Raw genomic sequence first — 23,985 nt, 5'->3', positions numbered from 1 at the left:
CGGGGACCCACTTCCCCACCTCCCCAACTCGGGGGTGGACCCCCCTAACCTGGTACGTGCGATCCACCGCACTCATTTCCACAGCATGCGCGGCGCGCTAGTCGCTGCTCTCGCTCTTCTCCGGCACGAGCACCGGGCGCAGCCGCGCCCAGGTGACGAAGCCGAGGCCGACGACGAGAAGGGCGAGGCCGGCCCAGAGGTTGGCGTTGACCCCGCCGGTCTTGTCCTCCTGCGGGTCGGCGATGAGGCCGGTCAAGGTCAGGATCACGCCGTAGGTCGCCAGCAGCATGCCGATGATGCTGCGGATGTCGAAGAGGCCGGCCTGGTGGCGGCTGCGGGATGCGGTCGACTTCTCGGGCTCGTGGGGGCTGGGCATCGGGTCCTCCTCAGAAGGCCAGGTTCAAGATGACGACCATCGCCAGCGCGACGCCGGCGAGAGGGAGGGTGCGGCGGTACCACGGGTAGGACGCCTCGTCGGCGTCCACCAGGTCCTCGCGGGGGGTCTCGGAGTAGACCAGACCCTTGAGCTCCTCGACCGGCTTGGGCTTGGTCACCAGCGAGACCAGCACGCTGAGCACGATGTCGACCACGAACGCCGCGGCGGCCGCGACGAAGGCGGCACCCTGGCCGCCCAGCGGGATCGTCCCGGTGCTCCAGGAGCCGAACGCGTCCTCGCTGAGGAAGGCCACGACCACGGCGGCCGTGGTGCCGGAGACCAGGCCCACCCAACCGGCGGTGGCGGTCATCCGCTTCCAGAACATGCCGAGGATGAATGTCGCGAACAGCGGGGCGTTGAAGAACCCGAACAGGGTCTGGAGGTACTCCATGATGTTGGAGAAGTTGCTGGCCAGCGATGCGGTGAAGATGGCGATGAAGGTCGCAGCGACGGTCGCCAGGCGACCCACCTTCAGGTAGTAGTCGTCGTCGCGGTCCTTCACGAAGTAGCGCTGCCACAGGTCGTAGCTGAAGACGGTGTTGAACGCCGAGATGTTGGCCGCCATGCCGGCCATGAAGGCCGCGAGCAGGCCGGCGATCGCCAGTCCCAGCAGGCCGTTGGGCAGCAGGTCGCGCATGAGGTAGAGCAGCGAGTCGTTGTAGGCCACGCCCTCCCCCGAGGCGCCCCCCGCCACCGTCTCGCCGGCCTTGACGTCGGCGATCTCGGTGACCAGGACGGCCGCGATCATGCCCGGCAGGATGGTGATGAACGGGACGAACATCTTCGGGAAGGCACCGATGATCGGCGTCTTGCGCGCGGCGGAGATCGAGTTGGAGGCCATGGCGCGCTGGACCTCGACGAAGTTCGTCGTCCAGTAGCCGAACGACAGCACGAACCCGAGGCCGAACACGATGCCGATGACCGAGAGCACCGGCGAGTCGAACCCCGACAGCGCCTGGCCGGGCCAGGAGTTGAGCTGCTGGTCGGCCGGAGCGATGTCGCCCCCGCCGGAGGCCGCCTCGGTGATCTTGTCCTTGAGCCCGCCGTAGCCGCCGACCCGGTTCAGGCCGATCAGGGTGAGCGGCAGCAGGGCCGCCACGATCACGAAGAACTGCAGCACCTCGTTGTAGATCGCCGCGCTGAGGCCGCCGAGCGTGATGTAGGACAGCACGATGGCGGCCGCGACGACGAGCGCCACCCACAGCGGCCAGCCGATCAGGGCGTGGATGATGCTGCCGAGCAGGTACAGGTTGATGCCGGCGATCAGCAGCTGGGCGACGGCGAAGGAGATCGAGTTGACCAGGTGCGCGCCGGTGCCGAACCGGCGGTACATGAACTCCGGGACCGAGCGCACCTTGGAGCCGTAGTAGAACGGCATCATCACGACGCCGAGGAAGAGCATCGCCGGGATGGCGCCGACCCAGAAGTAGTGCACGGTCGGCAGGCCGAACTCCGCGCCCGAGGCCGACATGCCCATGATCTCGACGGCGCCGAGGTTGGCCGAGATGAACGCCAGGCCGGTGACCCAGGCCGGCAGCGAGCGGCCCGACAGGAAGAAGTCGATCGAGTCCGACACCTGCCGCCGCGCGACCAGGCCGATGCCGAGGACGACACCGAAGTACAAGAAGATGATCAGGTAGTCGACCCAGTTGGCCGAGATGAGGGTGTCGCTCGCCAGTGCGACGGGGGCGGGCCACGAACTCGTCATCGAGCAGCCCTCTCTCTCCCGCTCCGGTGGTGGTTGCCCGGACAGACCAGGCAACCGTTTCCCGCTCGGCGCGGCGCCGAAACACCGTCGGCGGCGACGTGACACCACAGGGCCGTCGATTTGACGTCATAAGTCCTTGACATGACATCACTCTGACGTCACAGTGGTGCCTATGGACATCACTCCCTACGTCGACAGCCTCCGCCGGGACCTCCTGGCGGCGGTCGAGGGCGCCGGGCCGGAGGCCCGCCAGGCCGCGGAGCGGCTGGGCTTCGCGCTGGACCCGGCCGCTCGCCTCGCCCTGATGGAGGCCATCTCCCAGGCCGCAGCCGAGATCACCGCCGAGATGCCGGACGGCGGCGTCGACGTGCGGCTGAACGGTCGCGAGCTGGACTTCGTGGTCGACGCGCCCCCCGCGGCCCCGACCCCCGCCGCCGCCTCGGTGCCGCCGCCGCCCGCCGGCGAGGGGGAGGAGGAGGGCGGCGTTGCGCGGATCACGCTGCGACTGCCGGAGTCGGTCAAGGCCCGTGCCGAGGACGCCGCCGCCCAGGCCGGCCAGTCCCTCAACACCTGGTTGGTCAACGTCGTGCGAGCGGCCACCCACCACGGCTCCATCAACGTCGACATCGACCTGTCCAGCATCCCGTTTCTCGGCAAGGACCCCTTCGGGGGCGGCAACAAGCCCGGCCGGCGGATGACCGGCTGGATCTAGGCACCACACCCACCACCCGGGTCCGGCGGCAGGCCGGTCCCGCGGACGAGCACACCCGGAAGAGGACCCCATGACCGTCCACCACTTCGAGACCCTGCGTCCCGTGCGCCTGTATGTCGAGCTCGGAAAGGGGTCGGTGCGCGTGATCGGCACCGACACCACCGAGTCCCACGTGGAGATCACCGGCCGCGACGCCGGCGACGTGCTGGTCGAGCAGACCGGCGACCAGCTGAGCGTCGTCGCCCCCCGCCAGCGCGGCGGCTTCCTGGGCGGCGACTCCGCGCTGCACATCGTGGTGACCGTGCCCACCGACAGCGACGTGGCCATCAAGAGCGGCAGCGCCGACGTGGCCTGCCGCGGCACGTTCGGCAGCGGGCAGGTCAAGAGCGGCTCCGGCGGCGTCCACGTCGAGGAGTTCGCTCGGCCGGCGACCGTGGAGACCGGCTCCGGCGACATCCGCGTCGACCGCGCCGGCGCCGAGCTGCGGGTCAAGAGCGGCTCCGGCGACGTCCACGTCGAGCACACCTCGAGCGCGGTCGCGGTCTCCACCGGCTCCGGCGACGTCCAGGTCGGCTCCAACAACGGGCCGGCCGTCGTGAAGACCGGCTCCGGCGACCTCAAGGTGGTCGAGGCGACCCACGACGTCTCGATGTCCACCGGCAGCGGCGACCTGCTCATCAGCACCGCCACCCGTGGTCGCTTCACCGCCAAGGGCGCGTCCGGCGACGTGCGCATCGGGATCCCCGCAGGGGTGCCGGTCTGGACCGACATCTCCACTGTCACCGGGCGCATCCACTCCACCCTGCACGGGGCCGGCCAGCCCGAGGAGGGCGCCGACCACGTCGAGGTCCGCGCCAAGATCGTGAGCGGCGACGTCGTCCTCACCGAGATCTGAGCAACCCCATCATCCACCCACGCATCAGAGGAGCACCGCCATGACCACTCTCCACCACCAGCTCGACGTCGAGGCCCGCCACCGCATCGCCGAGCGCGTCGCCAAGGCCGCCGCCCCGTCGCTGCCCTCGCGGCGCGCCTCCCGCACCGCGCGCCGGCTCCGCGCGCTCGCGGACCGCCTCGACTCCTGAGCCGCGCACCACCCCCACGCCCCACCACGCACCCGGCAAAATCCGGTGCCACCGCGCCGGCCATCCGACACAATCGGCGCATGACCCGGCAGCCGCACCTCGCGACCTCGCCGCAGCCCTCGGTCGTCTGACCGGCCGCATCCCATGTCCCCGCACCAGCCGGCCCGGCTGGGCCTCCTCCAGATCTCGCTCGCCGGTGTTCTGTGGGGCACCGGTGGGCTGGCCGTGCAGGTCATCCGCGAGGCCGAGCCGATGTCCGTGATCGTCATCAGCGCCTACCGGATGCTCATCGCGGCCGTCGTCCTCGTCGCCGCGGTCCTGGCGCTGCGCCGACTGGGCTCGCTCACCAGGCTGCTGCGCGAACGGCCCTGGCGTGCGTCGCTCGTCGGCGCGAGCACGGCGGCCTACCAGGCGCTGTACTTCGGCGCCGTCGTCCAGGTGGGCGTCTCGGTCGCCACGGTCCTCAGCCTGGGCCTGGCGCCGGTCCTGCTCACCGTGGGCGAGTCCGTCCACGCCCGCCGCCTCCCCGCCGGTGGCCGGGTGGCCGTGCTGGCGGCGGCCCTGGCCGGGCTGCTGCTGGTGGCCGTTGGCGCGGGGATCGGTGAGACCGGGCCGCACCCGGTGCTGGGCGTGCTGGCCGCGGCCGGCTCTGGCAGCACCTACGCGCTCACCACCGTGCTCGGGCGACCGCTGGCCCAGCGCGCCGGCCCGCTGGCGCTCACGACGACGACCACGGCCGTCGGCGCCCTCGTCCTGCTGCCCCTCGCCCTCCTCAGCGGCTCCGTCAGCGGCTCCGTCAGCGGCTCCGCCGGTGGCCCGCTCCTCAGCAGCGACCCGGTGGTGCTGGCGACGCTGGCCTATCTCGGGGTGCTGACCATGGCGCTGGCCTACGGCCTGCTGTACGCCGGTCTCCGGACGACGCCGGGCAGCTCCGCGGTGATCGCGACCCTGCTGGAGCCGGTGACGGCCGCGCTCGCGGCCGCGGCGTTCCTCGGTGAGCGGATCGGCCTCGCCGGAGCGGCCGGCACCGGGCTGATCCTCGCGGCGGTCGCCGGCCTCGGCAAAGAGCCGGCGGTCACCCCCGGCGGACCGCTCCCGGCTAGGACCTCATGGCGACGCCGAGACGCCAGTAGCCCATGAACGCCACCTGGCGCCGGTCCACGCCGAGGTCGTTGACCAGGGCCCGGCGCAGCGCCGTGACCACCTTGGCCTCCCCGGCGATCCAGGCGTACAGGCCATCGAGGTCGTGGCCCACGACGGCGACGGCGTCGTCGATCTCCTCGCCGGAGGAGGAGTAGGTCGGCGTCTCCCACAGGTCGGGGTCCACCTCCTCCACCTCGGGCAGGACCAGCGGCGCGCCGAGATGGTCGAGTACGGCCTGCTGCAGGGCCAGGCCGCGGGCCGCGCCGTCGCGCGGCAGCCAGGTCACGCTCACGCCGTCGGGGTGCGCGAGGCTCTGCACGTCGGCGCTCAGCGGCACCTCCAGGTACGCCGCGCCACGGGCGTCCGGCGGCAGGTCGGCGAGGATGCTCGCGACCGCCGGTACGGCGGTCTCGTCGCCGGCGAGCAGCAGCCGGTCCGCCGCACCGGGGACGAACTCGATGCCGCCGAACGCGCTGCCGCGGCGCGGCGCCATCATGACGATGCGGTGGCCGACGCTCACCTCCTCGGCCCAGGCGGCGCCCGGGCCGACCGGGCCGTCGCCGAAGTGGAGCACGATGTCGACCACCAGGCGGGTGGCGACGCCGCTGCCGCGCACGTCGCGGACCGTGTAGGTGCGCATGTGGCCGCGCTCCTCGGCCGGCCGCGCGAACCACGCCTGCATCGCCGCCTCGTCCATGCCGGTCACGTCCGGCAGCCCGTCGAGGCCGGGGAAGACGAGCTTGATCCGCTGGTCGTAGAGCGGGCCGTCGACGCCGAAGTCGGCCAGGGCGGGCGAGCCGAGCTCCACCCGAACGAAGCTGGGCGAGAGCCGCTCCACCCGCACCACCTCGACCTGCTCGAGCAGCAGCGGCAGCGTGGCAGAAGCGGTGGTCGTCATCGGCGGTCCTCTATTAGGCAGTCCTAACTTAGGACGACCTTACACTGCGTCGTGAGGGAGTGCGGTCAGATCGAGGTGCGGTGGAAGTTCTGGAAGGACCGCGAGGGGGTCGGTCCACGCTGACCCTGGTAGCGCGAGCCGTACTTCTCCGAACCGTAGGGATGCTCCGAGGGGGAGGTGAGGCGGAAGAAGCAGAACTGGCCGATCTTCATGCCGGGGTAGAGCTTGATCGGCAGCGTGGCGACGTTGGCCAGCTCGAGGGTCACGTGCCCCGAGAAGCCGGGGTCCACGAAGCCCGCGGTCGCGTGGGTCAGCAGGCCGAGCCGGCCCAGCGACGACTTGCCCTCGACGCGCGCGGCCACGTCGTCGGGCAGGGAGACGACCTCGTAGGTCGAGCCGAGCACGAACTCGCCCGGGTGCAGGATGAACGGCTCGTCACCTTCGGGCTCCACCTCGCGGGTCAGGTCGGACTGGTCGGCGGCGGGGTCGATGTGGGGGTAGCGGTGGTTCTCGAACACCCGGAAGAAGCGGTCCAGCCGCACGTCGATCGAGGAGGGCTGCAGCATCGCGGGGTCCCAGGGGTCCATCGCGACCCTGCCGGCGTCGATCTCGGCCAGGATGTCGCGGTCGCTCAGCAGCACGAGCACGACCTTAGTGGGTAGCTGGGCCGAGCAGCCGCCGTCCGTGAAACCCTGCACCCGTGCAACTCTCCCGTCAGGTCGGTCGTGCCAGCCTGACGGCGATCCTCGTGGTCGCCGGCGCGACGTTGGTGAACCTCCTGCTGCTCGCCTACCTCGGCCTCCACGCCGACGCGGTCACGGCCAGGGCGTCCGACGCCGGGCGCGAGCTTCGCCTGGGCCACCTGGCGATGCTGGACCAGGAGACCGGCCTGCGCGCCTACCTGATCACCGGCGACGACGCCGACCTCGCGCCGTACGAGCGTGGCGGCGCGAGCCTGCAGGCGCACCGCACGCGCGTCCGGGAGCTGCTGCACGACGAGCCCGAGCTCCTCGATCTCATCGACGCCCGCGACGAGACCATCGAGCGCTGGCACACGGAATGGGCCGAGCGGGCGCTGAACGACGGCCGCGAGATCGCCGCGAGCTCGCCCGTCGCCGACAAGCGCGAGTTCATGGACGTCGGGCGGATCAGGTTCGACGACTACCGGGCGGCGCACGACCTGGCGGAGAACGCCGCCGACGACCTGCGCACCGCGGCCGAACGCCTTCAGGGGCGGGCCGTCGGCGCCGCCGTCGCGATCCAGGTGCTGCTGCTGCTCGCCGGCTGGGTCGTGCTCCGGCGCCAGGGGCGGGCGCTGAACGCGTCCGTCGTGGCCCCCGTCGACGACCTGCTGACCACGATCGGCCGACTGCGCGACGGCGAGCTGGGCTCGCGCAGCACCGGGGAGGGGCCCGCCGAGCTCCGGGCGATCGGCCACGGCCTCGACGAGATGGCCGAGGCCCTGGAGCGTGAGCGCGCCACGACCCGGCAGCGCTCGGAGGAGCTGATCTCGGCCCGTCGCGAGGCCGACGCGGCCAACGCCGCGAAGTCGGCGTTCCTGGCGACGATGAGTCATGAGATCCGCACGCCGATGAACGCGGTGATCGGCATGACAGGGCTGCTCCTGGACACGCCGCTGGACCCCGAGCAGCGGGAGTTCGCAGAGACCGTCCGCCAGAGCGGCGACTCGCTGCTCACGATCATCAACGACGTCCTCGACTTCTCGAAGATCGAGTCCGGCGAGCTCGAGCTCGAGGAGCACGACTTCGTGCTGCGCGACTGCGTGGAGAGCTCGCTGGACCTGGTGGCGGCGCAGGCGTCCGCCAAGGGGCTCGACCTGGTCTGCCAGATCGACCCCGAGGTGCCGCCGGTCCTGGTGGGCGACGTGACCCGGGTGCGCCAGGTGCTGGTCAACCTGCTCGGCAACGCGGTCAAGTTCACCGACGCCGGCGAGGTGCTGCTCACGGTGAGCGCGGCCGAGGGCGACCCGGGCGACGACCGTCGGATGCTCGCGTTCGCGGTCGGCGACACCGGCATCGGCATCCCGCCGGAGCGCATGGGCCGGCTGTTCCGGCCCTTCAGCCAGGTGGACAGCAGCACCACCCGCACGCACGGTGGGACCGGGCTCGGCCTCGCGATCAGCCTGCGACTCGCCGAGGCCATGGGTGGCCGGCTGGACGTCAGCAGCATCCTGGGCGGCGGGTCGACGTTCACGCTGGTGGCGCCGTTCCAGCCCGGGCACGAGGTGGAGGACCGGATCCGCATCGCCCCCGCCGAGCTGCCCGGCAAGCGCGCGCTCATCGTCGACGACAATGCCACCAACCGCCGGATCCTGCGCGCTCAGCTCGAGGCCTGGGGCATGTCGGTCGAGGAGCACGGTCACCCCGGCTCCGCGCTCGCGCTCGCCGGGCAGGCGACCGCGACGTTCGACGTCGCGCTGCTGGACATGGACATGCCCGGGATGGACGGCGGCCGTCTCGCCGCGGCGCTGCGTCGACTGGAGGGGTGGTCCGAGGTCCCGATCATCCTGCTCACGTCGATCGGTGAGCGGATCTCGGTGGCCGAGGTGCCCGACCTCGTGCACCTCACCAAGCCGGTGAAGGCCGGAGCCCTGCGCACCACCGTCGCGCGCGTGCTGGGCTCCCCCGAGGGCGAGGACGCCGCCGCCCCCACTCCCGCTCCGCTGGGACGGCTGCGGATCCTGCTCGCCGAGGACAACGCCGTCAACCAGCGCGTCGCCGTGATGATGCTGGAGCGGCTCGGCCAGCGGCCGGTCGTGGTGAGCAACGGGCGCGAGGCCCTGGACGCGGTGCGCGGCGCGTCGTACGACCTGGTGCTGATGGACGTGCAGATGCCGCTGATGGACGGGCTCGAGGCCACCCGACAGATCCGAAGCCAGCTGGCTCCCGAGCGACAGCCGCGGATCGTCGCGATGACGGCCAACGCGCTCGTCGAGGACCGCGAGGCCAGCCTGGCGGCAGGGATGGACGATCACCTGGCCAAGCCGGTGCGCGCCGAGGACCTGGCCACGGTCCTCAGCCGGGTCCCGGCCCGACGCTCCGACCTGGCCGCGCCGGCGGATCCGCCCTCCGCGGAGGACCGGGCCGTCGACCCGTCCGCGCTGGACTCCCTGACCCGCCACGTCGGCGCCAACGCCCAGGACTTCCGCGAGTCGCTCGTCGCCGCTTGGCGACGCGAGTCGCGTCACCAGCTCGAGCAGCTCGACGTCGCGGCCACGGCGGACGACGCGGACGGGGTGAGCGCGGTGGTGCACAGCCTGCGCTCCTCCAGCGCCGCCCTCGGGGCGGTGACGCTGGCCGCGGTGTGCGGGTCGATCGAATCGACCCTGCGCGCGGGCGGCGCGCTCGACCTGATCGACGCCGCCTCCCGGGTCCGCCACGAGGTGGGCCGCGCTGACGCGGCCTTCGCCCATCTCGACTGAGCCTGACGGCGGACCTCGCCCAGGCTCCAGGCAGGATGGGTCACATGGCCTTCTCCCGCTTCGTCGCCCTCGGCGATTCCTTCACCGAGGGGTACGGCGACCCCGACCCCGACCGCCCCAACGGGCTGCGCGGCTGGGCCGACCGGGTGGCCGAGGTGCTGGCCCGCCAGACCGACGACTTCGGCTACGCCAACCTTGCGATCCGCGGCCGCAAGCTCGACGCGGTCCTCGCCGAGCAGCTGCGCCCCGCCCTGGCACTCGAGCCCGACCTGGTCACGATCTACGCCGGCGCCAACGACATCCTGCGCCCCCGGGTCGACCTGGACGCGCTCGTCGGGCGCTACGACGCCGCGCTGGGCGAGCTCGCCGCCACCGGCGCCCGACTGCTGGTCTTCACCGCCTTCGACCCGGGCGACTCGGCGACGTACAAGATGCTGCGCGGGCGGTTCGCGATCTACAACGAGCTGGTGCGCGAGAGCGCCGAGCGGCACGGCGCCGACATCGTCGACTACTGGCGGATGCGGGAGTACCGCGACTGGCGCCTGTGGGACGACGACCGCCTGCACATGGGTCCGGCCGGTCACCAGCGCATGGCGATGGCGGTCCTCGACGTGCTCGGCGTCGAGCACGACCTGGCGCCGCTCACGCTGCGCGAGTCCGCGGCCCTGCGGCGCCGCGAGCAGCTGCGTGAGCACGCCGCCTGGGTCCGCACCTCGGCGGCGCCGTGGGTGCACCGGCGGCTCACCGGCCGCTCCTCGGGCGACGCCGTCTCACCGCGCCACCCCACTCTCGGGCGGGTGGGCGTGCCGGACCGGACGACCTCGATATAGTCTGGCCGCCGACCCGGTCCGCCGGGTCAGTGCGGACGTAGCTCAGTTGGTAGAGCGCGACCTTCCCAAGGTCGATGTCGCGAGTTCGAATCTCGTCGTCCGCTCCACCTAGTCTTCCGGAGTGCAGTTCACCGGCTTCCCCGTCGCGGCGTTCGACTTCTACGACGACCTCGAGGTCGACAACACCCGGTCCTACTGGACCGCCCACAAGGCCGTCTACGACGAGGCGGTGCTGGCGCCGATGAAGGCGCTGACCGCCGCACTGGAGCCGGAGTTCGGGTCGCCCAAGATCTTCCGGCCCTACCGCGACGTGCGCTTCGCCAAGGACAAGACGCCCTACAAGACCCACCAGGGCGCGTTCGTGGCGTCCGGGCCGGCCACCGGCTGGTACGTCGAGATCGCGCCGCGCGGGATGCGGGTCGGCGCCGGCTTCTACGAGGCCTCGGGCCCGCGGCTGAGCGCCGTACGCGAGGCCATGGCGGACGGGCGCACCGGACCGGCGCTGAAGCGGGTGCTGACGACGCTCGAGAAGGCGGACTTCGAGATCAGCGGGGAGCGGCTGAAGACGACGCCGCGCGGCTACGACGCCGACCACCCGCGCATCGAGCTGCTGCGCCACAAGACGCTGGCCGCCGGGAAGTCCTATGGCTTCGCCGACTTCATCCACACCGCGGAGCTGCTCGACCACGTGCGTGAGGACTGGCGCGCGCTCAAGCCGCTGGTGACGTGGCTCGAACGTGCGTTCGCCGCAGCCGCCTGACCCCTCGGTCTCACCGGGTCAGGGTCCCTGGCGGGTCACGCCTTCGTGAAGGTCGCCATCGTCCGCTCCGGCTCCCAGTAGGCCCTCATGGAGGCGACGGTGCCGTCGTCGTTGACCACATAGACCATGATCAGCTCGGTCGTGGTGTGGCTGCCGTCGGGGAACGCCGTGCGGATGGACCCGACGTTGGCGCAGGTGTTGCTCCCCGGGTTGGCGAAGGAGTCGGTGATCGTGAACTCGAAGGTCGCGATCGGGGCGATCGCCTGCTCCCAGAAGGCGCGGATCCCCGCGTGGCCGTGGTGGCCCCTGCCCTCGGGGTCGAACAGCGAGGGGCCTACCGGGTCCTCCAGCACAGCGTCGGGCGCGTAGACGCTCAGCCACTCCTCCAGGTCGCCCTTGGCCACCGCGGAGTAGGACCGCTGCGAGGCCGCACGGGCCGGGTGCGGGTCGTTCGGGGCGTTCCAGGTGATGGCGTCCGACGTGATCATGGGGGCATCGTAGGGCCAACTGGAACGCGTTCTAGTGCGCGGCCTTCGGCCAGCGGCCCCGCGGCCTTCACGACGGGTTCACCTGCCGCTCACCGCGGTTGGTCACGCTGGCGGCATGGCCAAGCGCTCGGCATACCTACACGTCGGCCTCGACGACCGCTCCGGCGACAGCCTCGAGCCCGCCCTCCAGCGGCACGCGCACGCGCTGTCCGCCCTGGGGGTGCACGCGCCCGCCGCCTCGACCGACGAGATGTTCCGCGCCGCGATCGAGATCCTGCGCAGCCACCGCACCTGGGGCTACCGCCGCAAGGAGGTCGAGGGGGCGTGGGCCGCCATCTGCCGACGGGGACAGCGCGGCACCGGCACCCTGGTCTTCTCCCAGCCGCTGCTCGCCGACGCCACCACCGACCAGATCGAGCTCCTCCTCGACGGCCTGCGCGGCTTCAAGCGCCACGTGGTGATCACCGTCGCCGCCCCGGACACCTGGACCCCCGGCGACCTCGCCCTCGGAGCGCTGCTCGACCGCTGGATCACGGCCGTGGGCCGGCCCGACCGCGTGCACGTGATCGTGTCGCCGCCGGTGCGCCGCCCGGCCACGACCTGGAAGGCCTTCGGCAAGGTCGTCGGCTTCGGGACGGCGTCGCTGTCGCTGGACGGCGTCGAGGTGGCCACCGACGCACGTCCGCCGCGCCTGGTCTCGACCGAGCAGCACGCGGCGTTGCGCGGCCTCGGGCACCGCTGGGCCGGTCAGATCCTCAGCCGCGACCTCGACGTCCGCGGCGACCTGGCGGACCTGGTCCCCGAGATGGCACCCGCCCCGGACCCGGTCTCGCTGATCGCCCCCACCGACGAGGCCCTCGCCGAGGCGCTGCGTGCCGTCGATCGGCTCGAGCGGCGCAATCGGACGCTCGAGACGCGTGTCGGTGAGCTCGAGCAGCCCCGGCGGCGCTGGCGGCGCAGCGCCGGGCCGTCGGTGGCCTGAGTCGGGCGGGGATCCATCAAGTCTAGTGCGGCTGCCACGCATCCTCATCCGCAGTGCGGGAGGTGACGGCCTTGGGCAGCTTCTGGTCGGCCAGCTGCTGGATCGAGACCTGCTCGAAGACGTCGCGCAGCGAGCGCCGGGCAGCGATCCACACATGTTGGAGGACCTCGGCGGACTCGTTGTAGCTGACCGCCTCGGGGCGCAGGCCGTAGACGGAGACCAGAGGGCCGTCGACGGCGCGGATGACGTCGGCCACCGAGACGTCGCTCGGCGAGCGGCCCATGCGCCAGCCACCGGACTGGCCGCGCTGCGACATCACGATGCCGGCTCGGCGCAGGTCGGCCAGGATCGCCTGGAGGAAGCCGTGGGGAATCTCCTGCAGCTTGCCGAGCTCCTCGGCGCTCACCGCGCGACCGTCGGCGCGCTGGGACATCTCGATCAGCGCTCGGAGGGCGTAGTCGGACTTCGCGGAGACACGCATAGGGCGAGTGTGTCAGATATCCCGATGCACACACTGGACCAACCGGCCCGGGGAGCGGGCCGCGAGACCCCGGTCACCCAGCCCCGCCCCCCGCTTGCGTGGCCCTCGTGGGCTCCTTATCATTAAGTTACCGGTCAGTAGCGGACTGCTGCTCCTCCAGGCCGGACACCCGAGACACAGAATGGTGGGTCAGTGAGCCACTACAAGAGCAACCTGCGCGACATCGAGTTCAACCTCTTCGAGGTCCTGGGCCGCGACGAGGTCCTGGGCACGGGCCCGTTCGCCGAGGTCGATGGCGACACCGCCCGCTCGATCCTCGCCGAGGTCGACCGCCTGTCGCGCGAGGACCTCGCGGCGTCGTACGTGGACAGCGACCGCAACCCGCCGGTCTTCGACCCCACGACCGGCGCCGCGGACCTCCCCGAGTCGTTCAAGAAGAGCTACCAGGCCTGGATGGACGCCGAGTGGTGGCGCCTGCAGGTCGTCGAGGAGCTCGGTGGCCAGCCGGCCCCCTCCAGCCTGATCTGGGCGACCGCGGAGCTGGTGCTCGGCGCGAACGCGCCGGTCTGGATGTACGCCGCCGGCCCGGCGTTCGCCAACGTCGTCTACCGCAACGGCAACGAGCGCGACAAGAAGATCGCGCAGTTCATGGTCGACCGCCAGTGGGGCTGCACCATGGTCCTCACCGAGCCCGACGCCGGCTCCGACGTCGGCGCCGGTCGCACCAAGGCCACGCTCAACGACGACGGCTCGTGGAACATCGAGGGCGTCAAGCGCTTCATCACCTCGGCCGAGCACGACATGAGCGAGAACATCATGCACCTCGTGCTGGCGCGCCCCGTCGGCATCGAGGGCGTCGGCGGCCCCGGCACCAAGGGCCTGAGCCTGTTCCTCGTCCCGAAGTTCCACTTCGACCACGAGACCGGCGAGCTGACCGGCGAGCGCAACGGCGCCTACGTCACCAACGTCGAGCACAAGATGGGGATCAAGGTCTCCAACACCTGCGAGGTCACCTTCGGCGAGAAGGAGCCGGCCCAGGGCTGGCTGCTCGGCGAGGTGCACAACGGCATCGCGCAGATGTTCCAGGTCATCGAGAACGCCCGGATGCTGGTAGGCACCAAGGCCATCGCCACGCTGTCCACCGGCTACCTCAACGCGCTCGACTACGCCAAGCAGCGCCAGCAGGGCGCCGACCTGACCCAGTCCGGCGACAAGACGGCGCCGCGCGTGACGATCACCCACCACCCCGACGTCCGCCGTTCGCTGATGACGCAGAAGTCGTTCTCGGAGGCGATGCGGTCGCTGGTGCTCTACACCGCGTCCTGGCAGGACAGGGTGATGCTGGCCGAGCACGCCGGCGAGCGCGACGAGCTGGCCGAGAAGGTCAACGACCTGCTCCTGCCGATCGTCAAGGGCTACGGCTCCGAGCGGTCGTGGGTCCTGCTGGGCACCGAGTCGCTGCAGACCTTCGGCGGCTCGGGCTTCCTGCAGGAGTACCCGGTCGAGCAGTACGTCCGTGACGCCAAGATCGACACCCTGTACGAGGGCACGACCGCGATCCAGGGCCAGGACTTCTTCTTCCGCAAGATCGTCAAGGACCAGGGCAAGGCGCTGGGCCACCTGGCCGGCGAGATCCAGGGCTTCCTGGACGCCGAGTCCGGCAACGGTCGGCTCAAGGTGGAGCGCGCCCTGCTCGCCACCGCGCTCGAGGACGCCCAGGCGATCGTCGGGCACATGATCAACGACCTGATGTCGGCCGAGGGCGAGATCCGCAACATCTACAAGGTGGGCCTCAACACCACCCGCCTGCTGATGGCCCTCGGGGACGTCGTCTGTGGCTGGCTGCTGCTCAAGGGTGCCGAGGTGGCGCTCGAGAAGCTCGCGGGCGACCCCGGCAAGGACAAGGCGTTCTACGAGGGCAAGGTGGCGGCCGCGCAGTTCTTCGCGCAGACCAACCTGCCGCGCCTCACCGCCGAGCGGGCCATCGCCGAGGCCACCGACCTCGCCCTGATGGACCTCGACGAGTCCGTCTTCTGATCCACCCACCGCTGACCCGTCAGAGACTTTCTGGCGGGTCAGCGGTGATTTGGGCGAGCTTGTGACGGGTCAGCGCGATCGTGGTCGCCCTCCGGCTTGGCCTAGGTTAGGCGGCATGCTGAGCGACCAGGAGCGACTTGCCGGGTACGTCGAGGTGTGGTGGGAGGCGATCCACGACCTCACCGGGGTGCTCGAGGAGCTCTCGCCCGACGAGTGGGACACACCGACCGACCTGCCCGGCTGGGACGTGCGTGCGGTCGCGGCGCACGTCGCCCACCTGGAGGCGATCCTCGCCGGCGCGCCGGAGGAGACCGCCGACGTGGGGCAGCCGGCGCACGTCACCGCACCCATGGGGCTCTACACCGAGATCGGCGTGGTCAACCGCCGCGACGCCGCCCCCGACCTGATCATCAACGAGATCCGCGAGACCGCCACCACCCGGCACACGGCGCTGCTGGCCGACCCGCCCACCGACGCCCAGGCCCGGCCCGAGGTGGTCTTCGGTGGCGTGCCGTGGAGCTGGGAGACGCTCCTGCGCAATCGCCCGCTGGACGTGTGGATGCACGCGCAGGACATCCGGCGGGCGGTCGGACGACCCGGCGGGATGGACCTCGCCGTGGCCCGGCACACGGCGGAGTACCTCGCCGAGAGCCTGGGCTACGTGCTCGCCAAGAAGGTGGGCGCGCCGGAGGGCACCACCCTGGTCCTGGAGATGGCAGGCAGTGAGCCCTTCGTCTTCACGGTCAGCGGCTCCGGGCGCGGCGAGCGCCTGCCCTCGCCGCCGCCGGATCCGACCGCCTGCCTGCGCATGGACCGCGAGACCTTCGTCATGCTCGCCGGCGGCCGACGTCCGCCCGCACCCGGGGCGGTCGAGGTCGTCGGGGACCGGCAGCTGGGCGAGCGCGTGGTCGACGCGATGGCGACGACGCCGTGAGCGGCTGGCGGCTCGAGGACATCCCCGACCAGACCGGCCGGACGGTCCTGGTCACGGGGACGACGGTCGGCGGGCTCGGGCACCACACCGCCCTCGAGCTCGCCCGCCGCGGCGCCCGGGTGGTCCTGTCCGGCCGCACCGAGGCCAAGATCGACGAGACCGAGCGGGCGGTGCGCGCAGAGCTGCCCGACGCGCTCCTGGAGCGGCTCACGGTGGACCTGTCCGACCTCGGCTCGGTACGCCGGGCGGCGGCCTCGGCGGCGAGGCTCGGCCCGATCGACGTGCTCGTCAACAACGCCGGCGTCATGGGGACGCCGTACTCCCGCACGGCCGACGGGCTCGAGCTGCAGATGGCCACCAACCACTTCGGCCCGTTCCTGCTCACCGGGCTGCTGCTCCCCCAGCTCGTCGCGAGCGGCGATGCGCGGGTGGTGACCGTGTCCTCGCAGTTCCACCGCTACGCCAAGGCCGCCCCGCTGGGCGATCCCCTGGTCCAGCAGGGCCGCTACTCGCGGTGGCCGACGTACGCCGCCTCCAAGCTCGCCAACCTGCTCTTCACCTACGAGCTGGAGCGCCGCGCGACGGCGGCCGCGATCCCGCTGCGCGCGTACGCCGCCCACCCCGGCTTCGCTGGCACCCATCTCGCCGCCAACGGCCAGTACGGCCGGTCCGCGGGCGGCGTCGCGTCAATCCTCGACGCGGCCATCCGCGCGGTCTCGCAGTCCGCGGCTGCCGGCGCCTGGCCCAGCCTCATGGCCGCCACCGCCGAGCTGCCCGGCGGCAGCTACTGCGGACCCAGCGGCCTCGGGGAGATGGCCGGTGCGCCCCAGGTGGTCACCCCCAGCAGGGCCGCGCGCGACCCCGACGCCCAGCGCCGGCTGTGGGAGATCAGCGAGCAGACCACGGGCACCCGCTACCCCTGACCAAAGTCGAAGGGTCCGCGACCGCGGACCGATGTGGCGCCCGGCAGGCCCGCCTAGCGTCGAGCCCATGGCCTCCGACGACCCGCTGCAGACCTGGGAGCTCCGCGTCGAGGGGCGCTCGCACCGGGTCGAGGTCTACGGCTCGGTCTCGCGCCGCATCCAGTGGTGGGTCGACGGCGACCTGGTCCTCGAGCGGAAGTCGGCCGACGACAAGCCTCGCCTCACCGTCAAGGAGCGGCCCGAGCTCGGCACCCTGGCCCTGCGCTTCAGCGGCCTGGGCAAGCCGCGGCGCGCCACGGTCGTCGCGCCGGGACAGCTCGCCGGCATCGACCTGGACCCCGAGCCCGGCTCGCCCGCGGCGGCGTACGAGGACCGCGTGCGCGCGCACCCGCGCCGCTACGCGCTGATCGAGACCGGGGGCGGCGTGGCCGCCGTGGTCGTGCCGATCCTGGTGACGGTGCTGCTGGCGCGGCTCGCGTTCTCCGTCGACTGGCCCGACTGGGATCTGCCGCGCCTCCCGCTCCCGGATCTGCCGTCGCTGCCGCTTCCCGACCTGCCGAACTTCGAGGTCTCGCTGCCGGGGTGGGTGCGTGAGGTGCTCGACAAGTCGAAGTACGTCTGGCCGATCGTGATCGCCTACGTGCTCGCCCGCCGTGAGATCGCCCGGCGCCGCAAGCAGGACGAGCTGCGGGCGCGGGCGCGGGCGCGCGACGAGGAGTAGTCAGCGCCGGTCGCGCACCCGGACCAACCCGGCCAGCGTGGCGACGTACACCGATCCGTCGGGCGACAGCGTCACCGCCGAGTAGTGGTTGTTGAACATCGAGCCGATGCCCGTGCGGACCGACCAGACGGTGCGCCCGGTCTCGGCGCTGAGGGCGGAGAGGTACCACGCGTTGACGCCGAGCAGGCTCGAGCGCTTCGTGTAGGCGTAGACGAGCCCTGTCGCCAGCGACACCTTCGCCACCGACGTGGGCGCGATCGCCTCGGAGGTCCACACCAGCTCGCACTCGCCGCCGGCGACGTCGACGCGGGCGAACCCACCCGCCGGCGTGAAGCCCAGGACCGTGCTCAGCGGGTTGCGGTAGCCGTGGTTGTTCTCGACGATCACCCCGTCGCCGACCGAGACCAGGGAGTTGTCGGTGGCGCTGGCGTCGTCGCCGAAGACCGCGCGCTGACAGACCAAGGAGCCATCGTCGGTGTCATAGAGCTGCACGTTCATGCGCGGCTCCGCGTTGTCGGTGATCGCCACCAGTCCGCCGGGCAGCACCGTCGGCGTGGTCCCGCTCCCGCGGCTCAGCTGCCCCGGCTTCACGTCGGTGCCGCGGTCGTACGGCGTGCGCCAGCGGACCACCGGCCGCTCGGCGCGGTCGACCCCGAGCTCGTACAGCGCGTTGACGGTGACCACGTAAACGCCGCCGTCCCGGGAGACCGAGAAGGAGTTCGCGATCTCCTCGCCCAGGTCGAGCACCGTCACGCGGCCGGTGCCGGGGTCGACGAAGCCGACCCGGCCGTCCTCGGTCTCGTACCAGATCCGCCCCTGCCAGTCGGGCATCAGCGCGATCAGGCAGTCGTCCTCGGGGACCTGCTCGGTGAGGTCGTAGGTCGTCTGGACGGTCAGGTCGGGCTCGCCCGCGCCGTCGGCGGTCGCGACCGCGACGATGCTGCGGTCGGTGGTGCCCGTGACGGCGCGGTCCTGGTCGTCGAGGAAGAAGTACGAGCCGCCGCAGAGGTCCTCCCACGGGCGCTTTCCGTTGCCGTTGTCGCGGCGCGCCGGCAGCTCGAGGGTGTCGCGCGGGCGCATCGACTCGGGGTCGATGACGTGCAGCACCGGGCCCCGCACGGTCCCGCACAGCGCGACCAGCCGCTCGCGGCTGTCGAAGGCGAGGGTCGCGCACTCCTTCACGCCGTACCAGGCGGTGTCGACCTCGGGGGACTCGCCCACCGGGCCGGGACCGGCGTACGCGTCGGAGGCCCAGCCGTCGTTGTGCATCGAGCTGCTCCCGTTGGGCGCCAGGCGGGGGTGCTGAGGCACTCGCAGATCCAGCGGCGTCGGAGTCGCGGGGCGGCCGGTGTAGGTCGGGGTCACGAGCGCGCCGGCGCCGGGCGGGACAGGCAGGTAGCCGTCCGGGACGAGGACCACGACGCCGGTGAGCACCGCGACCGCGCCTGCCCACGCCACCACGACGCGCCAGGTGGGGCGCAGCCAGCGGCGCACGCGCGAGACCGCGAGCGCGCCCAGGCCGAGCACGAGGACCAGCGGTCCGAGCGCCCACAGGAGGACAGCGAACGCCAGGAGTGCGGCGGAGCGCTGGAACCTCACCGCCCGCGGCGCGCGAACTGCGGGGAGACCTTCGCGAACGCCGCCTCGCGGGCGACCTTGGTGTTGCGCGCGAACAGCAGGAAGGCCTGCTCGACCCGCTCGCGCGCGAACGTGTGCCGCGGGCTCGAGGTCCAGGTGTCGTTGAACAGCCGCTTGGCGGCGGCGAGCTGGTCGGGGCTGCGGGCCTTGAGCCGCTCCGCGAGGTTCACCGCGGCGACCACCGGGTCCGCGGCCAGGTCGGTGACCAGACCCAGGTCGCGGGCCTCGGTGCCGGAGACCGTCTCGGCGGTCATCGTCAACCTCTTGGCCACGTCGATCCCGACCAGCTCGGCCAGACTCCGGATGCCCGACATGTCGGGGATGATCCCCCACTTGCCCTCGAGCACCGACCAGCTCGAGTCCGGGGTGGCGATCCTGAAGTCCGCGGCCAGCGCGATCTGCAGCCCGCCGCCGAGGCAGTGCCCGTGGACGGCGGCGATCACCGGCACCGGCACCCGCCGCCAGGCCCAGCAGGCCTCCTGGAAGGTGTTGGTCCCGCGCCACGGCCGCGGCAGGAAGCTGGTGACCACCTTCGCCGGCTGCCTCAGGACCTGGCCGAAGTCGAGCCCCGCGCAGAACGAGTCACCCTCCCCCGAGATCACCACCGCCCGCAGCGCCCGGTCCTTGCGCAGCATCTGCGCGGTCGAGACCAGGTCGTCGAGGATCTGGAGCGTCAGCGCGTTGAGCTTCTCGGGCCGGTCCAGGCGCACGTGCGCGATGCCGTCCTCGATCGTGCAGGTCACGTGGCTCATGGGTGAATCGTAGGGCGGGGCCAGCGTGCATGATGGGCGCCATGGCCGAGTCTCGCGCGGGAACGCCCGCCCAGCCCCAGGACCTCGTCGACGTCGCGCACCTGGTGACGGCGTACTACACCGGGGTGCCGGACCCCGAGGACGTCGACCAGCAGGTCGCGTTCGGCACCAGCGGGCACCGCGGCAGCAGCCTGCGCACCAGCTTCAACGAGACCCACATCCTGGCCACGACCCAGGCGATCTGCGACTACCGCAAGGAGCAGGGCTACGACGGCCCGCTCTTCATCGGCCGCGACACCCACGGGCTGTCCGAGCCCGCGTGGGCGACCGCACTGGAGGTGCTCGCGGGCAACGACGTCACCGTCCTGGTCGACGCCGACGACCGCTACACGCCGACGCCGGCCGTCTCGCACGCGATCATCCGCGCCAACCGCGCCACGACCTCGGGGCTGGCCGACGGCATCGTCGTGACCCCCTCGCACAACCCGCCCAGCGACGGCGGCTTCAAGTACAACCCGCCCCACGGCGGACCGGCCGACACCGACGCCACGTCGGCGATCGCCGCGCGCGCCAACGAGCTGATCGCCGCCGGGCTGGACGGCGTACGGCGGATCCCCTTCGGGCGGGCCCGGGCGGCGGCGTCGTCCTACGACTTCCTGGGCACCTACGTCGACGACCTGCCGCAGGTGCTCGACCTCGCGGCGGTCCGCGAGGCCGGGGTGCGCATCGGCGCCGACCCGCTCGGCGGCGCCAGCGTCGACTACTGGGGCGCGATCGCGGAGCGGCACGGTCTCGACCTGACCGTGGTCAACCCGCTGGTCGACCCCACCTGGCGCTTCATGACGCTGGACTGGGACGAGAAGATCCGCATGGACTGCTCCTCCCCGAGCGCGATGGCGTCGCTGATCTCGCGCAAGGACGAGTACGACGTGGCCACCGGCAACGACGCCGACTCCGACCGGCACGGGATCGTCACGCCGGACGGTGGGCTGATGAACCCCAACCACTTCCTGGCGGTCGCGATCGGCTACCTCTTCGGCGGCGCCCGTCCCGGCTGGCCCGAGGCCGCCCGGATCGGCAAGACGCTGGTGTCGTCCTCCATGATCGACCGGGTCGCCGCGTCGCTGGGCAAGCCGATGGTGGAGGTGCCGGTCGGGTTCAAGTGGTTCGTGCCCGGCCTGATCGACGGCTCGTTCGGCTTCGGCGGCGAGGAGTCGGCGGGCGCATCGTTCCTGCGCACCGACGGCAGCACCTGGACGACCGACAAGGACGGCATCATCCTCGCGCTGCTGGCCTCCGAGATCCTGGCGAGGACGGGCCGCAGCCCCAGTGAGCACTACGCCGACCTGGTCGCCCAGCACGGCGACCCGGCGTATGCGCGCATCGACGCCCCCGCCGACCGCGCGCAGAAGGCCAAGCTCGCCGCCCTGTCCCCCGACGACGTGACCGCCACCACGCTGGCCGGCGAGGAGATCACGGCCAAGCTCACGCAGGCGCCCGGCAACGGCGCCAAGATCGGGGGGCTCAAGGTGACGACCGGGTCCGCCTGGTTCGCCGCGCGGCCCTCCGGGACCGAGGACGTCTACAAGATCTATGCCGAGTCGTTCCAAGGCCCCGAGCACCTCGCCCGCGTGCAGGAGGAGGCCCGCGAGGTGGTGTCCGCGGCACTGGGCTGACCTGCGCCGGGCCGGGCCGGACCCGGCCGGCGCCAGCGTAGGCGCGGGCCGCGTGCCGCCTCGGCGCCGGTTCCCCTACGGTTGTCCTCAGCAGCGTCGACGAAGAGGGGCCCGCGGTGACTGAGTCCTCCGGCAGCTCCGACCTGTGGAACCTCACCCTGCAGCACTCCCCGATCGGCATGGCGCTGGTCGCGCCGGACGGGCGCCTGCTCATGGCGAACCCCGCCCTGGCGGGGATGCTGGGCTACGACGTCGACGAGCTCACCTCGCGCGGGTTCCAGGAGATCACCCACCCCGAGGACCTCGCCGCAGATCTCGGGCTGGTCGCCCGGACCCTGGAGGGGGAGATCGACTCCTTCCGGCTGCGCAAGCGCTACCTGCATGCGCAGGGCCAGGTCATCTGGGGTGACCTGTCCGCCGCCCTCGTGCGCAGCCGTGACGGCACCCCGCTGCACTTCATCTCCCAGATCCTCGACGTCACCGACCAGCACCAGCAGGAGGAGCGACTCAGGAGGGCCAACGCCGATCTCGAGCGGGAGCGCCAGGCGCTGGAGGCGATCTTCGAGACGGTGGGGGTCGGTCTGCTGCTGATCGGGCCGGACGGCCGGTACGAGCGGATGAACCGCCGGCACGAGGAGACGATGCGGCTGCCGTTCCCCGACGGCCACGACGGCCACGCCGGCCAGCTCGGCCACGTCTACGGTCTGGACGGCACGACGCCGCTCACCAAGGAGGAGATGCCGTCGCAGCGAGCCGCGATGGGCGAGGAGTTCGACGACTACGCGTACTGGGCGGGCGAGGATCCCTTGACGCGGACCGCCTTCTCGACCTCGGCCCGCCAGCTGCGCAGCGCGTCGGGCCAGAGGCTCGGCGCGGCCCTCGCCTACCAGGACATCACCGACCTGATGCGCGCGATCCAGGTCAAGGACCAGTTCGTGGCCTCGGTGTCGCACGAGCTGCGTACGCCGCTCACGTCCGTGCTCGGCTACCTGGAGATCCTCGGCTCCCGCAACGACCTTCCGGCTCAGGTCGTCCGTCAGCTGCGGGTCGTGCAGCGCAACGCGCTGCGACTGGAGGCCCTGGTCACGGATCTGCTCCACGTCGGTCAGGCCGACGAGGGCAGCCTGCCGCTGCGGCGCGGGCCCGCGGACCTCGCGTCGCTGACGCGTCACGCCGTGGAGGCCGTGGCGGCCGTCGCCGAAGAGGCCGGGGTGTCCCTCGAGGTCGACGTGCCCGACCGGCTCGACACCGTGGTCGACGAGCAGCGCATGCGCCAGGTGGTGGACAACCTGCTCTCCAACGCGGTCAAGTACACCCTGCGCGACGGCTCGGTCACCGTGGCGCTGTCGGAGGACGACGGCACCGTCCGGCTCACGGTGAGCGACACCGGCATCGGGATCGCGAGGGACGAGGTCGACCAGGTCTTCGACCGCTTCTTCCGCGGGCACGAGGCGCGCGACCGTCACATCCCGGGCACCGGCCTCGGGCTCGACATCGTCAGCTCCATCGTCGCCGCCCACGACGGCGAGGTGACGCTCGAGAGTCGCCTGGGGACGGGCAGCACGTTCCGGGTCAGCCTCCCGCTGACGAAGGGGTGATCCGGCAGGCCGCGCCGTCCGACGTCGGGGGCCGCGGGGCCGGCGGGGCCGCCGCCAGCGAGAGCTCACCCACGAGCCAGCGCGGCTAGCTGGGCTTGAGTACGGCGACCAGGAAGCTCGAGCCGGGGTACCACGGACGCAGGTCCCACGAGGACAGGAGCAGGTCGGGCGGCAGCCCCGCGGCGCGGGCATCGGTCAGGAAGTCGGCGAAGTCGTAGCCGCGGGCGGCACCGAAGCCGACCACGACCCGCCCCTCCTCCTCGACGTGCGCCCGCATCCGGCGCAGCACGTCCACGCGGGTGCTCGGCGCCAGGAACGTCATCACGTTGCCGGCACAGACGATCGCGTCGAATCGCTCCTCGATCCCCTGGGCAGGCAGGTCCAGCTCGGCCAGGTCGCCCACGATCCAGCGCGGCCCCGGGTGGTCCGCGACGGCCGCCTCGATCAGCACCGGGTCGACGTCGACGCCGACCACGTCGTGCCCCCGGCGGTGCAGCGCGGCACCCACACGACCCGGTCCGCAGCCGGCGTCCAGGATGCGCGACCCGCGCCCCACCATCGCGTCGACCAGGCGGGCCTCGCCCTCCAGGTCCTCCCCGGCGGCCGCCATGCCGCGCATCCGCTCGACGTACCAGGACGAGTGGCCCGGGTCCGCGGCCACCTTCCGCATCCACGCGCTCTGCTCCACCATGCCTGCATTGTGCCGCCACCCCCGGTCCCCCCTGCTGCCCGGAGGTCGGA

The 23,985-nt window shown here is 72.1% G+C and carries 23 protein-coding genes and 1 tRNA gene; 15 read left to right on the top strand and 9 right to left on the bottom strand.

The features are described from left to right. Positions 1-97 precede the first annotated feature (97 nt). Both LRP67_RS04525 and LRP67_RS04520 read right to left on the bottom strand, forming a co-directional pair. Entirely contained in the window at positions 98-289 is a 192-nt protein-coding gene (locus tag LRP67_RS04525) for a hypothetical protein (RefSeq protein ID WP_231269007.1), read from the bottom strand. Between the two features lie 97 nt (positions 290-386). Beyond that, entirely contained in the window at positions 387-2,114 is a 1,728-nt protein-coding gene (locus tag LRP67_RS04520; RefSeq protein WP_231269006.1) for a sodium:solute symporter family protein, read from the bottom strand. 202 nt (positions 2,115-2,316) lie between these two features. Here LRP67_RS04520 and LRP67_RS04515 point away from each other — a divergent pair, with 202 nt between their 5' ends. From LRP67_RS04515 to LRP67_RS04500, 4 genes are all read left to right on the top strand, one after another. Next, entirely contained in the window at positions 2,317-2,856 is a 540-nt protein-coding gene (locus LRP67_RS04515) for a toxin-antitoxin system HicB family antitoxin (RefSeq protein ID WP_231268982.1), read from the top strand. A gap of 70 nt (positions 2,857-2,926) precedes the next feature. Further along, complete coding sequence (locus LRP67_RS04510) at positions 2,927-3,751, top strand: DUF4097 family beta strand repeat-containing protein (protein WP_231268981.1); 825 nt, start codon at positions 2,927-2,929, stop codon at positions 3,749-3,751. Between the two features lie 40 nt (positions 3,752-3,791). Beyond that, complete coding sequence (locus LRP67_RS04505) at positions 3,792-3,941, top strand: hypothetical protein (protein WP_231268980.1); 150 nt, start codon at positions 3,792-3,794, stop codon at positions 3,939-3,941. A gap of 144 nt (positions 3,942-4,085) precedes the next feature. Continuing rightward, the gene (locus tag LRP67_RS04500) at positions 4,086-5,081 is read left to right on the top strand and encodes a DMT family transporter (RefSeq protein ID WP_231268979.1); all 996 of its coding nucleotides are present in this window, start codon (positions 4,086-4,088) and stop codon (positions 5,079-5,081) included. Here LRP67_RS04500 and LRP67_RS04495 read toward each other — a convergent pair. Both LRP67_RS04495 and dcd read right to left on the bottom strand, forming a co-directional pair. Beyond that, positions 5,041-5,982, bottom strand: coding sequence for a siderophore-interacting protein (locus LRP67_RS04495; RefSeq protein ID WP_231268978.1), 942 nt, complete (start codon positions 5,980-5,982; stop codon positions 5,041-5,043). The genes LRP67_RS04500 and LRP67_RS04495 overlap by 41 nt on opposite strands. A gap of 65 nt (positions 5,983-6,047) precedes the next feature. Continuing rightward, a complete protein-coding gene (dcd, locus tag LRP67_RS04490) occupies positions 6,048-6,623 on the bottom strand; it encodes a dCTP deaminase (protein ID WP_193608618.1) in 576 nt (191 codons plus the stop codon). Between the two features lie 59 nt (positions 6,624-6,682). Between dcd and LRP67_RS04485 the strand changes: the two genes are divergently transcribed. The 4 genes from LRP67_RS04485 (at position 6,683) to LRP67_RS04470 (ending at position 11,014) form a co-directional block, all read left to right on the top strand. Further along, complete coding sequence (locus LRP67_RS04485; RefSeq protein ID WP_231268977.1) at positions 6,683-9,424, top strand: response regulator; 2,742 nt, start codon at positions 6,683-6,685, stop codon at positions 9,422-9,424. A gap of 44 nt (positions 9,425-9,468) precedes the next feature. Continuing rightward, positions 9,469-10,254 carry an SGNH/GDSL hydrolase family protein gene (locus LRP67_RS04480; protein WP_231268976.1) on the top strand — a complete coding sequence of 262 codons (786 nt, stop codon included), beginning with the start codon at positions 9,469-9,471 and terminating at the stop codon, positions 10,252-10,254. A gap of 31 nt (positions 10,255-10,285) precedes the next feature. Further along, positions 10,286-10,361, top strand: a tRNA-Gly gene (locus tag LRP67_RS04475). Between the two features lie 14 nt (positions 10,362-10,375). Further along, complete coding sequence (locus LRP67_RS04470) at positions 10,376-11,014, top strand: DUF2461 domain-containing protein (protein ID WP_231268975.1); 639 nt, start codon at positions 10,376-10,378, stop codon at positions 11,012-11,014. Between the two features lie 35 nt (positions 11,015-11,049). Here LRP67_RS04470 and LRP67_RS04465 read toward each other — a convergent pair whose 3' ends face one another. Continuing rightward, the gene (locus LRP67_RS04465; RefSeq protein WP_231268974.1) at positions 11,050-11,502 is read right to left on the bottom strand and encodes a nuclear transport factor 2 family protein; all 453 of its coding nucleotides are present in this window, start codon (positions 11,500-11,502) and stop codon (positions 11,050-11,052) included. A gap of 115 nt (positions 11,503-11,617) precedes the next feature. Between LRP67_RS04465 and LRP67_RS04460 the strand changes: the two genes are divergently transcribed. After that, the gene (locus LRP67_RS04460; protein WP_231268973.1) at positions 11,618-12,484 is read left to right on the top strand and encodes a hypothetical protein; all 867 of its coding nucleotides are present in this window, start codon (positions 11,618-11,620) and stop codon (positions 12,482-12,484) included. Between the two features lie 22 nt (positions 12,485-12,506). Here LRP67_RS04460 and LRP67_RS04455 read toward each other — a convergent pair whose 3' ends face one another. Further along, the gene (locus tag LRP67_RS04455; protein ID WP_231241849.1) at positions 12,507-12,965 is read right to left on the bottom strand and encodes an Rrf2 family transcriptional regulator; all 459 of its coding nucleotides are present in this window, start codon (positions 12,963-12,965) and stop codon (positions 12,507-12,509) included. 192 nt (positions 12,966-13,157) lie between these two features. Between LRP67_RS04455 and LRP67_RS04450 the strand changes: the two genes are divergently transcribed. The 4 genes from LRP67_RS04450 to LRP67_RS04435 all read left to right on the top strand — a co-directional run bounded on the left by LRP67_RS04450 (position 13,158) and on the right by LRP67_RS04435 (position 17,580). Further along, positions 13,158-15,002, top strand: a complete 1,845-nt coding sequence (locus LRP67_RS04450) for an acyl-CoA dehydrogenase (protein ID WP_231268972.1) — start codon at positions 13,158-13,160, stop codon at positions 15,000-15,002. A gap of 115 nt (positions 15,003-15,117) precedes the next feature. Further along, the gene (locus LRP67_RS04445) at positions 15,118-15,936 is read left to right on the top strand and encodes a maleylpyruvate isomerase family mycothiol-dependent enzyme (RefSeq protein WP_231268971.1); all 819 of its coding nucleotides are present in this window, start codon (positions 15,118-15,120) and stop codon (positions 15,934-15,936) included. Next, a complete protein-coding gene (locus LRP67_RS04440) occupies positions 15,933-16,859 on the top strand; it encodes an oxidoreductase (protein WP_231268970.1) in 927 nt (308 codons plus the stop codon). Before LRP67_RS04445 ends, LRP67_RS04440 begins: the two co-directional genes overlap by 4 nt. A gap of 67 nt (positions 16,860-16,926) precedes the next feature. Further along, the gene (locus LRP67_RS04435; protein WP_231268969.1) at positions 16,927-17,580 is read left to right on the top strand and encodes a hypothetical protein; all 654 of its coding nucleotides are present in this window, start codon (positions 16,927-16,929) and stop codon (positions 17,578-17,580) included. On the opposite strand, the gene LRP67_RS04430 is transcribed toward LRP67_RS04435, so the two are convergent. Together LRP67_RS04430 and LRP67_RS04425 are read right to left on the bottom strand one after the other, a co-directional pair. Beyond that, positions 17,581-19,179: a hypothetical protein gene (locus LRP67_RS04430; protein ID WP_231268968.1), complete on the bottom strand. Its 1,599-nt coding sequence runs from the start codon at positions 19,177-19,179 to the stop codon at positions 17,581-17,583. Next, positions 19,176-19,970, bottom strand: a complete 795-nt coding sequence (locus LRP67_RS04425) for a crotonase/enoyl-CoA hydratase family protein (protein ID WP_231268967.1) — start codon at positions 19,968-19,970, stop codon at positions 19,176-19,178. The genes LRP67_RS04430 and LRP67_RS04425 overlap by 4 nt, the downstream gene beginning before the upstream one ends. 41 nt (positions 19,971-20,011) lie before the next feature. On the opposite strand from LRP67_RS04425, the gene pgm reads away from it, so the two are divergent. Both pgm and LRP67_RS04415 read left to right on the top strand, forming a co-directional pair. After that, the gene (pgm, locus tag LRP67_RS04420; RefSeq protein WP_231268966.1) at positions 20,012-21,646 is read left to right on the top strand and encodes a phosphoglucomutase (alpha-D-glucose-1,6-bisphosphate-dependent); all 1,635 of its coding nucleotides are present in this window, start codon (positions 20,012-20,014) and stop codon (positions 21,644-21,646) included. A 116-nt stretch (positions 21,647-21,762) separates the two neighbouring features. Then, positions 21,763-23,244 (top strand): cell wall metabolism sensor histidine kinase WalK, encoded by a 1,482-nt coding sequence (locus tag LRP67_RS04415; RefSeq protein WP_231268965.1) that lies wholly within the window; start codon positions 21,763-21,765, stop codon positions 23,242-23,244. An 85-nt stretch (positions 23,245-23,329) separates the two neighbouring features. Here LRP67_RS04415 and LRP67_RS04410 read toward each other — a convergent pair whose 3' ends face one another. Continuing rightward, entirely contained in the window at positions 23,330-23,935 is a 606-nt protein-coding gene (locus tag LRP67_RS04410; RefSeq protein WP_231268964.1) for a bifunctional 2-polyprenyl-6-hydroxyphenol methylase/3-demethylubiquinol 3-O-methyltransferase UbiG, read from the bottom strand. Between the last annotated feature and the right edge of the window lie 50 nt (positions 23,936-23,985).

The organism is Nocardioides sp. cx-169, assembly GCF_021083605.1.
Lineage (GTDB): Bacteria > Actinomycetota > Actinomycetes > Propionibacteriales > Nocardioidaceae > Nocardioides.
This window is presented reverse-complemented; position numbering and strand designations above follow the sequence as displayed.

Excerpts from the sequence above, each read along its gene's own strand:
- LRP67_RS04455 (WP_231241849.1), bottom strand. The coding sequence starts at position 12,965 with ATGCGTGTCTCCGCGAAGTCCGACTACGCCCTCCGAGCGCTGATCGAG.
- LRP67_RS04500 (WP_231268979.1), top strand. The coding sequence starts at position 4,086 with ATGTCCCCGCACCAGCCGGCCCGGCTGGGCCTCCTCCAGATCTCGCTC.
- LRP67_RS04435 (WP_231268969.1), top strand. The coding sequence starts at position 16,927 with ATGGCCTCCGACGACCCGCTGCAGACCTGGGAGCTCCGCGTCGAGGGG.
- LRP67_RS04510 (WP_231268981.1), top strand. The coding sequence starts at position 2,927 with ATGACCGTCCACCACTTCGAGACCCTGCGTCCCGTGCGCCTGTATGTC.
- LRP67_RS04495 (WP_231268978.1), bottom strand. The coding sequence starts at position 5,982 with ATGACGACCACCGCTTCTGCCACGCTGCCGCTGCTGCTCGAGCAGGTC.
- LRP67_RS04425 (WP_231268967.1), bottom strand. The coding sequence starts at position 19,970 with ATGAGCCACGTGACCTGCACGATCGAGGACGGCATCGCGCACGTGCGC.
- LRP67_RS04505 (WP_231268980.1), top strand. The coding sequence starts at position 3,792 with ATGACCACTCTCCACCACCAGCTCGACGTCGAGGCCCGCCACCGCATC.
- LRP67_RS04410 (WP_231268964.1), bottom strand. The coding sequence starts at position 23,935 with ATGGTGGAGCAGAGCGCGTGGATGCGGAAGGTGGCCGCGGACCCGGGC.
- LRP67_RS04525 (WP_231269007.1), bottom strand. The coding sequence starts at position 289 with ATGCTGCTGGCGACCTACGGCGTGATCCTGACCTTGACCGGCCTCATC.
- LRP67_RS04480 (WP_231268976.1), top strand. The coding sequence starts at position 9,469 with ATGGCCTTCTCCCGCTTCGTCGCCCTCGGCGATTCCTTCACCGAGGGG.
- LRP67_RS04465 (WP_231268974.1), bottom strand. The coding sequence starts at position 11,502 with ATGATCACGTCGGACGCCATCACCTGGAACGCCCCGAACGACCCGCAC.
- LRP67_RS04460 (WP_231268973.1), top strand. The coding sequence starts at position 11,618 with ATGGCCAAGCGCTCGGCATACCTACACGTCGGCCTCGACGACCGCTCC.
- LRP67_RS04515 (WP_231268982.1), top strand. The coding sequence starts at position 2,317 with ATGGACATCACTCCCTACGTCGACAGCCTCCGCCGGGACCTCCTGGCG.
- LRP67_RS04445 (WP_231268971.1), top strand. The coding sequence starts at position 15,118 with ATGCTGAGCGACCAGGAGCGACTTGCCGGGTACGTCGAGGTGTGGTGG.
- pgm (WP_231268966.1), top strand. The coding sequence starts at position 20,012 with ATGGCCGAGTCTCGCGCGGGAACGCCCGCCCAGCCCCAGGACCTCGTC.